Raw genomic sequence first — 9,105 nt, 5'->3', positions numbered from 1 at the left:
AGAAATAGCAAAAGCAAAAGAAGAAGAGAGAGCAAGAGAAATAGCAAAGGCAAAAGAAGAAGAGAGAGCGAAAGAAGTATCAAAAAACAACATACAGTCTGCTAAACGTGAATTAACGGTAGTAGCGACAGCGTATACTGCTGATCCAAGTGAAAATGGTACATATGGTGGACGCGTTTTAACTGCGATGGGGCATGATTTAACGGCAAATCCGAATATGAGAATTATCGCAGTTGACCCGAAAGTAATCCCATTAGGATCTAAAGTATGGGTAGAAGGTTATGGAGAAGCTATCGCTGGTGATACCGGAAGCGCAATTAAAGGTAATCGTATTGATGTATTAATGGGGTCAAAAAGTAAAGCTATGAATTGGGGAAGAAAAACTGTTAAAGTAAAAATTTTATAGTAACTATAATGATCCAAATAGAAGTCAGTTCTCTTTATTGAGGCTGGCTTTTATTTTTTTAGTGGAAGTATAATAGGATTTTTAAATGACTTATTAATAAACCTGTAATAAAACATAAAAATTGTCTCATGTTTAGAAAAACTATTAAGAATGAGGTAAGGAAGTAGAACAGAAGGTTATTGAGAAGTAGAGAAGAATAGTATGTTGCTACAATTACACAAGATATCGAGGAACGCGGACTTATTTCAGTAGTTGATTTCCAGTTTGGGGAAATGAATATTTATTTTTATTTATGTCAAGATTGTTCAATTATAAAAACGGAAACACAAAGTACATAACAAGACTAACATATTATGTTAGTCTTGTTTTTGTATCGCAACATCATTAAGAATCACATCAAATATATCTTTTTGCGTAAAGTTATCTGTAAAAATAGTTTCTCTGGCAACCTCAATTGTATCGTGCGGATTATACCATTTTTGTAGGGAATCTTCACCAAATTCATATCGTTTGTCTCTTGTGTTATGTCGTCTAATAGTTTCCTCTAATGATAAATCAAAATAATATGTAAATGCATTTTCATCAAAATAACGAATTAATTCTTTTAACATCTCACCATACCTACGACTGTCCAATATACCTTCTAAAATAACAAATTCACATTTTCCTTTTCCGTACTTTGTAATTTCAAATAGTAAATCATGTGATAAATTACCCATTGTGTCGTGTACTCTAAGCATATCTCTACGCACAACATCCTGTGATACTAAAAGTGTACCTTGTCCGAAATGTTCTTGTAGTTGCTTTGCAATCGTTGTTTTACCACTTGCGGAGTTTCCTCTAAGAATGATTAAAGTGGATGTAAGTATAGGTTTAGACATAATGTATTCCCCCAACGGTATTAATTATATAGAAAATTTTAACAAATAAAGTGAGGAAAGTGTATAATTAATATGATGGATATTTAAGGAGGGGATTAGATGGGGGATATATTAAAAAATGCACAACCTATATGGAAACGGACTTGGTTTCGTTATCTAGGGGCATTTTTTATTGTTCAGTTACTGTTTATTTTGTGTGAAATAACTGCGTGGGCACCAAACTTTAGGCCAGGCGGAGAGTTTTTTAATAGAATATTAAATTCTCAATTTTTCACTGAATGGTTCACACTCTATACAATCCCGCAATTTAACGTATTTACAGCATTTTTTGCGATTACATTACTACCATATGCATTAGTAGGTGCAATGAAAGATATAATATCAAGAAAAAATATAAAAGAATAATAGAGGTATAATATGCTATTTCAAAAAGAAGGGTTATTGATTAGATACGTAATGGAAGATGATGTATCTATTATTTCTAAATGGTTAACGGACCCAGAAGTCCTGCAGTATTACGAAGGACGAGATAATCCGCAATCTGTAGAAAAGGTGCTTGATCATTTTATACATAATCCAAACAATAATGAAAAAAGATGTTTAATAGAATTTGATACCGTTCCGATTGGTTACATACAAATGTACCCAGTTGATTCAGAGTGGAAAGCGATATATGGCTATAAAGAATCACAAAATGTATGGGGAATGGATCAATTTATCGGTGAACCAGCCTATTGGGGAAAAGGAATTGGACAAAAACTCGTTCAGGCAGCAATTACATACATTATGGGTGAAATGGGAGCAGAAGCAATCGCAATGGATCCGAAAGTAAATAATGAACGAGCGATAAAGTGTTATGAAAAATGCGGATTTAAAAAAGTAAAGATTTTAAAGGAACATGAGCTGCATGAGGGGAAACTAGAAGATTGTTGGATGATGGAATATAAACAATTATAATGAATATGAAATGGCTTATATAAACGAAGGTAGCTGTGGAAAATGAAAAAAGCATTAATCGTAATTGATGTACAAGCGGGTATGTATACAGCTGGAATGCCAGTACATAATGGGGAAAAATTTTTACAAACATTGCAAGAGCTTATTGGGGAATGTCGTTCAAATGATATTCCAGTTATTTATGTCCAACATAATGGTCCTAAAGACAATCCGTTAGAAAAAGGTACGGATGGATGGCGAATCCATCCGACCATCGCTCCGCAAGAAGGGGATGATATTGTTGAAAAGACGACGCCAGATTCATTCCATAAGACAAACTTAAGCGAAGTGTTACAAGAGAAAGGAATTGAACACGTTATTCTTTCGGGAATGCAAACAGAGTATTGTGTAGATACGACAACGCGCAGAGCATGTAGTGAAGGATATAAAGTAACGTTAGTTAGTGATGCGCATAGTACATTTGATGCAGAAGTGTTACGTGCTGAAGATATTGTGAAACATCATAACGCAGTATTGGGAGCGTTTGCGGATGTTGTTGCATTAAAAGACTTGAAAGTGGCTGCCTCTAAATAAGAGGCAGTTTTTTTATTAGAAAAATAGCGTCAAATATTGTTGGTAAGTCGATATTTTGAAATAATCGTTTATATAATTTCACGTACCATAATAAAAATATACAATAAAGGAGCACCACATAATTAAAAAGGGCGCTCCTGCATTAAAATGTTACTTCTTCTTGTCTTTATCCAATATATTTTGTTCTTCAGCAAACTCCGTACCATATGCAAAGCGGCGATTAATACGAATGTTATCATTGTTGTGCCTTGTATGAGAGTTAGAGAAGCGATGAACGATTACTTCAGATAAAGTGAAGACGATGGCAGAAAGGATACTCCCCCATGCAATTTGCATATAGTTGTCTAATAAAATATTACCGAAAATCCATACGCTTAAATATGTTAATAAGAAATCCGACATAATGGCACCAGTATTGCCAATTCGATTTAAAATAATTTTATCAACGAACATGTAGGATACGATTGTAACAAAGAGACTGAATGAAATAATTTGAACAAACGTTGCAGGGAAAAATAAAGCAAGCCCAATGCTAAATGCGATAATGCACGATATAAACTTGATAAGCACTACTGTGAAATCATTCAAAATTTACACCTCCGATTTATACATAGTTTTTCAATAAATTCTGTAGTTCATACATTGTAACGGATTTATTTACATAAAACTTTTTCATGTTTGGAATTTAGTCTAAATATTATAAAAATAATGAAAAAATGTTATAGTAAAATGAGAGTGTATGACATTTTTAGGTAAGGGGGAATCCAGGATGTGGATTACTTCAGAAGTAGAAATTCCAGATGAGTTAATTGATCACATTGAGCAAGGAAAATTAGTGTTATTTGTTGGAGCGGGAGTTTCCATGAAAGGGAAATCAAACTTACCGAATTTTGATGATTTAGTTGATGAAATTGCAAAAACGTTATATGTCGAAAAGCGTGAAATAACAGAACCACATGATTATTATCTTGGTAAAATTGCGAAAACAAAAGATGTACATCAAGTCGCAAGAGATCTTGTTCATATAGAGAAATCAAAACCGAATCCATTGCATTATGCAATTCCAAGGTTATTTCCTTTAGATACAGATATCCGCATTGTAACAACAAATTTTGATCAACATTTTACAACTGCAATTAAAGAAATAAATAGAGATATCAATGTTTATTACGCTCCAGCTTTACCGACTGGGAGAGCTTTTAAAGGTCTTGCTTATATACATGGTAATGTAGAACAGGAGAAAGAGGCTTTAATTTTAACAGACGGTGATTTTGGAAGGGCTTATTTAACAGAAGGTTGGGCGAGAAGATTTTTAGTCGATCTATTCTCAAATTACACCGTTTTATTCGTTGGATATAGTCATAATGACCCAGTAATGAAATATTTAGCAACTGGTTTACCACCAAGTACAAGACGATTTGCTTTTGTCGCACAAGGAGAAAATACGTACCACTGGGAACATTTAGGGATAAGACCGATTGTGTATCCGAATAAAGTGAATAATCATCAATCTCTCGTAAAAGCGGTAAAACGCTGGGCGGAATTAATGGGTGATAATTATATTACGAAAAGAATGCGTATTCGGGATATTGTAACGGTTCCCCCGTCAGTAGAACAGGAACAATTATCATACATAAAGCAATCAATTAAAAAAATTGAAACAGTTCGTTACTTTGTGGAATTTGCTCACGATTATGAATGGGTCGAATGGTTAGAAGCAGAAGGTAAATTACAAAATTTGTTTATGCTTACGCCAAACTATAATGAAGTAGATGAATTACTTGCAGAATGGTTAGTGGAACAATTTCTTTTTAGTCATCAGATAGAATTATTTCAATTAATTTATAAAAACTATTCTAAAATATCACCGTTATTGTGGAAAACAATTTGTAACTACTTAAATGAAACGAAGAGTAAGATGGACCCATTGTTGTTTGCCAGGTGGACACTCCTTTTATTAGAAACTGCTGAAAAAGATAGTAGCTCTATAGAAAAGATTTCTAAGTTACTGCAAAAATGTTCTTTTCCTGAGCATAAGGAAATTGCGTTATTGTTACTAACTTTTATTTTAGACGGAAAGCTGAAGTTGAAACGTGTAAGAAAATGGGGAAATGATACGCAAGAAGCAATAGAACTCGAGGAATCGAGTCGCTTACCAGTATCAACATTTTCTCATGTGGAGCAAATTTGGAATGAAAAGATGAGGCCATATATCGCCTATTATGCTGTTCCAATTATGATGATTGGATTAGAAAAATTGAGAATGTTGTCGTTAAGACAAACGGCACTGAAAAAAAGAAATAAAGAAGATGTAGAAAAAGAATTTCATCAAAATGATCTTGCATTTTTAATACAAATTGTAAAAGAGTGTCTAACTTATTTATGTGAAAACAATGAGAAAAAAGCGGATTATTATATTACAGAAATGATAGAAGCAAATAGTGTACTTCAAAAGCGAATTGCAATTGATGCGATGAATAAAAATATTTTTGTTCGTGTAGATGACAAAATGAAATGGTTGTTACAGGAAGGACTTCTTTTAGATTTCACTTATAAACATGAAGTTTTCCAACTTTTAAAAAGTCATTATTCACATTGTTTAGAAAAAACAAAAGAAGAAGTCACTCGAACTGTAATAAAGCGTCTTACAGAAGAGAGGGTATTTGATGCATGTCTCGTATTAGACTTATTATTCAAGTGTGATTCAAATAGCCCATCTACGGCAAATGGGTATGAGTTAATGAAGCAAAAGCATCCTCATTTTCATTCTGAACGATACAGTGTACAAAAGAAAGAGGATGCAGCGCAAAGTATTACTTGTAATGTAACAGCTGACGGATTATTGCAGCTGAAAGATGTTGAAATTATGAAGCAAGTTCGGCAATTTTCGCAAGATGGTGTTTTTGAACAACGCCATTTTTTAGAGATGTTATCAAAAGCATGTAAATTGAATACAGAGTGGAGTATTTCATTCGCATATCAATTAGTAGGAGTGCAAGAAATAAGTAATGAAGTATGGTTTGTTTGTATTAGAGAATGGAGAAATAACAGAGGATTGACAAATGATCAAATCCAAAAAATTATTCCGTTATTGCAGAAATTTGTTAGAAATACTGCTTTTCATTGGTTAATTAGTAGTTTTCTATATGAAATTAGTAATCGACTAGAAGAGTTAGAAGAGAATAGTATACGTGTTGTAAAACGCTTTGCTTTTTCAGTGTTTCCTCAAGTTATGAAGAGTGATACGGATTTTAAGCTTGGAAAACAAGATTTTTACAATGAATCAATTCAGCATCCTGTTGGAAAAATGACGGCTGTATTATTAAAGTTGTTATCATATGATCATTTATACGATCGTAATGTATATGAATATTTATTTTTATTTGAAGAACAAGTAAGAGTTAATTCAGTACGAACAAACTTTATGTTTGCTCGTTTAATAGCAGATATTACATTTCTATATCATATTGAAAAGCAATGGTGCCGAAAATATTTGTTACCATACTTAGATTTAAAAAAACAAAATGAAATTACGGAATATGCATGGGCTGGTTTATGTTACACGCAAATAAATTTACCTTTATTTACAGAAATGAAGCGTTTTATTAAGTATGCGATAGAACATTTGGAAGTATTACATCCGCATACGAGGGAAGCTTTCTTGAAGTGGCTTAGCTTTGTATTTATTAAATGTGTACTATATTGGGAGCAAAAAACAGATTGGTTATACCCTTTACTCATACTAGAAAATGAAGAAAATAAAATTAAATTTATGCAGTTTTTATGCTATTACGTCAAAACATTAAGTGTAAAAGAACAACAAAAATTTTGGACAGCTTGGCTCAGTGTATTTTTGCGAGAACGACCAAAAATGGGTGAGATAACAGCGAGAGAATATGTAATGCTTTTACGTATTATTTTATACATGGATGAAATATTAGAAAAAGGATTATATATTATGTCTCGTGCATTTTCAAGTGTAAATGGTAAATGTACAGGTGAGGAAATGAAGCAGTTATTGATTGAAATGCTTCATAAAAAAGAAAGTATGAAAGCGCATAAAGAAATGTTTGCAAATGTGTTTTTTATTTTACTACAAACATGTCAAGAAGCCGTTTTATTTGAAAAAGAAATCATACAAATAAAAGAATTATTAGTTCAGTATGAAGTAGAGGAATATGTTTTACATTTACTGGAAAACGAAATAATTCGCATAGGAATTGTAATGGGTGATTTACAAGAAGAACTATAGGACGAAAGTGGAAAATTAAAAAATATATAAAAAGTTGTTGACAGTGTTTTGAAAAGCGTTCTATAATACGAATCATACTTATTCAATTTCAAAAACATTTGAATAAACAAAGTGCAATGAAGAGATCACAGTAGTGGTTAGTCTTACTGTAACAGAGAGCTGGTGGTTGGTGTGAACCAGTACAGGGATAATCATGAATTACAGTCTTGGAGCATCTTTTTCGTAATAAAGATAGTTTGTCTTTATGAGGAAAAAGCGGTCAATTGATCGTTAACAGTGAAGAGAGGTAGACGGAAAGTTAGTCTACAACTAGGGTGGTACCGCGATAAATATCGTCCCTACTGATTTATTCAGTAGGGACTTTTTGTATTTTAGTGGTCCAACTTGAAAATAAAATAGTCATGCATTGAAAGGAAAAGCAGTAGTTGTTGTTTCCCTGTAACAGAGAGCTGGTGGTTGGTGCGAACCAGTACAAAAACAAGAGCGAATTACAGTCCTGGAGCATCTTTTTCGTAGTAAAGATAGTATTGTCTTTATGAAGGGAAAGACGGTCAGATGATCGTTAACAATGAAGAGAGGTAGACGAAAGAAGTCTACAACTAGGGTGGTACCGCGATAAATATCGTCCCTACTGATTGAATCAGTAGGGCTTTTTTGTACAAAAAAGTGGGTTTTTAACTAGTAGTTCATGTCTTTGTACAAATTATTAGTTTAAAATAAGAAGAGGTATCGATTCCACTATAAATTTGTATAATTAGTCAGTTCAGAAAATAGAGAATTTTTTATTCTCTTACTATACTTTTAAAACATTAGAGGAGGATTTCCAAATGGCAAATCATGAATTAGATCAATTACGTAAACAGGTAGATGAAATTAACTTACAACTATTACACCTTTTAAACAAACGTGGTGAAATTGTTCAAAAAATTGGAGAGCAAAAGCAAGTACAAGGCACGAAACGCTTTGATCCAGTACGTGAGCGTGAAGTACTTGATATGATTGCAGAGCATAACGAAGGACCATTCGAAACATCAACAGTTCAACATATTTTCAAAACGATTTTCAAAGCAAGCTTAGAGTTACAAGAAGATGATAACCGTAAAGCGTTACTAGTATCACGTAAAAAGAAACAAGAAAATACAATCGTTGATGTAAAAGGTGAATTGATTGGAAACGGAACACAAACGTTCATCATGGGACCTTGTGCAGTAGAAAGCTTAGAGCAAGTTCGTCAAGTAGGGCAAGCGATGAAAGACCAAGGCTTAAAATTAATGCGCGGTGGTGCATTCAAACCGAGAACATCTCCATACGATTTCCAAGGTTTAGGAGTAGAAGGACTTCAAATTTTACGTCAAGTAGCAGACGAGTTCGACTTAGCAATTATTAGTGAAATTTTAAATCCGAACGATGTTGAAATGGCATTAGACTACGTTGATGTAATTCAAGTTGGCGCACGTAACATGCAAAACTTCGATTTATTACGAGCTGTAGGTAAAGTTAACAAACCAGTATTATTAAAACGTGGATTAGCAGCAACAATTGATGAGTTCATTAACGCAGCGGAATACATCATTGCGCAAGGTAACGATCAAATTATTCTTTGTGAGCGCGGTATCCGCACATACGAAAGAGCAACACGTAACACATTAGACATTTCTGCAGTACCAATTTTAAAGAAAGAAACACATTTACCAGTTATCGTTGATGTAACACATTCAACTGGACGCAGAGATTTATTATTACCAACAGCGAAAGCGGCACTTGCAATTGGCGCAGATGCAGTAATGGCTGAAGTTCATCCAGATCCAGCAGTTGCATTGTCAGATTCTGCACAACAAATGGACATTCCAGAATTCCATAGATTCATGGATGAGTTAAAAGGTTTCAAAAATAAATTATCTTAATTCCATATCATATATGCGTTGAAGAGGAAACAGTAGTGCTTATCTCACTGTTAAAGAGAGCTGATGGCTGGTGTGAATCAGTACAAAGGTAAGCATGAATTACAGCCTTGGAGCATCTTTCTCGACAACTTA

Annotated in this window: 8 protein-coding genes and 3 other annotated features (1 of these 11 only partly in view); of the genes, 6 read left to right on the top strand and 2 right to left on the bottom strand. The window is 33.5% G+C overall.

Translation table 11 applies throughout. The features are described from left to right. Window positions 1-406, top strand: a 406-nt coding sequence (locus BUA87_RS06335; protein ID WP_178340543.1) for a 3D domain-containing protein, incomplete at its 5' end; no start/stop codon positions are given. 356 nt (window positions 407-762) lie between these two features. On the opposite strand, the gene BUA87_RS06330 is transcribed toward BUA87_RS06335, so the two are convergent. Beyond that, window positions 763-1,287: a kinase gene (locus BUA87_RS06330; RefSeq protein ID WP_000042587.1), complete on the bottom strand. Its 525-nt coding sequence runs from the start codon at window positions 1,285-1,287 to the stop codon at window positions 763-765. A gap of 99 nt (window positions 1,288-1,386) precedes the next feature. On the opposite strand from BUA87_RS06330, the gene BUA87_RS06325 reads away from it, so the two are divergent. The 3 genes from BUA87_RS06325 to BUA87_RS06315 are packed head-to-tail and all read left to right on the top strand — an operon-like array spanning window position 1,387 to window position 2,817. Continuing rightward, entirely contained in the window at window positions 1,387-1,692 is a 306-nt protein-coding gene (locus BUA87_RS06325; protein WP_000502337.1) for a YfzA family protein, read from the top strand. Window positions 1,693-1,704: 12 nt separating this feature from the next. Next, on the top strand, window positions 1,705-2,244 hold the full coding sequence (locus tag BUA87_RS06320) for a GNAT family N-acetyltransferase (RefSeq protein ID WP_000898782.1): 540 nt from the start codon (window positions 1,705-1,707) through the stop codon (window positions 2,242-2,244). 42 nt (window positions 2,245-2,286) lie between these two features. Then, window positions 2,287-2,817, top strand: a complete 531-nt coding sequence (locus BUA87_RS06315; protein ID WP_000709530.1) for a cysteine hydrolase family protein — start codon at window positions 2,287-2,289, stop codon at window positions 2,815-2,817. A 150-nt stretch (window positions 2,818-2,967) separates the two neighbouring features. Here the strand turns inward: BUA87_RS06315 and BUA87_RS06305 are convergent, their stop codons facing one another. Continuing rightward, the gene (locus tag BUA87_RS06305; RefSeq protein WP_000997702.1) at window positions 2,968-3,405 is read right to left on the bottom strand and encodes a YndM family protein; all 438 of its coding nucleotides are present in this window, start codon (window positions 3,403-3,405) and stop codon (window positions 2,968-2,970) included. A 181-nt stretch (window positions 3,406-3,586) separates the two neighbouring features. Between BUA87_RS06305 and BUA87_RS06300 the strand changes: the two genes are divergently transcribed. Together BUA87_RS06300 and BUA87_RS06295 are read left to right on the top strand one after the other, a co-directional pair. Then, a complete protein-coding gene (locus BUA87_RS06300; protein ID WP_072938777.1) occupies window positions 3,587-7,069 on the top strand; it encodes a DUF4020 domain-containing protein in 3,483 nt (1,160 codons plus the stop codon). 107 nt (window positions 7,070-7,176) lie between these two features. Further along, window positions 7,177-7,412: a binding site (T-box leader), on the top strand. A 54-nt stretch (window positions 7,413-7,466) separates the two neighbouring features. After that, window positions 7,467-7,702 (top strand) — a binding site (T-box leader). 194 nt (window positions 7,703-7,896) lie between these two features. Next, window positions 7,897-8,973 carry a bifunctional 3-deoxy-7-phosphoheptulonate synthase/chorismate mutase gene (locus BUA87_RS06295; RefSeq protein WP_001273575.1) on the top strand — a complete coding sequence of 359 codons (1,077 nt, stop codon included), beginning with the start codon at window positions 7,897-7,899 and terminating at the stop codon, window positions 8,971-8,973. 9 nt (window positions 8,974-8,982) lie between these two features. Beyond that, window positions 8,983-9,105: a binding site (T-box leader), on the top strand; it runs 97 nt beyond the window's last position.

Origin of the sequence: Bacillus sp. bc15, assembly GCF_900142585.1 — a bacterium.
Classification (GTDB): Bacteria; Bacillota; Bacilli; order Bacillales; family Bacillaceae_G; genus Bacillus_A; species Bacillus_A cereus.
Note: the sequence above shows the minus strand (reverse complement) of the source record. Positions and strands in the feature narration are given on the sequence as shown.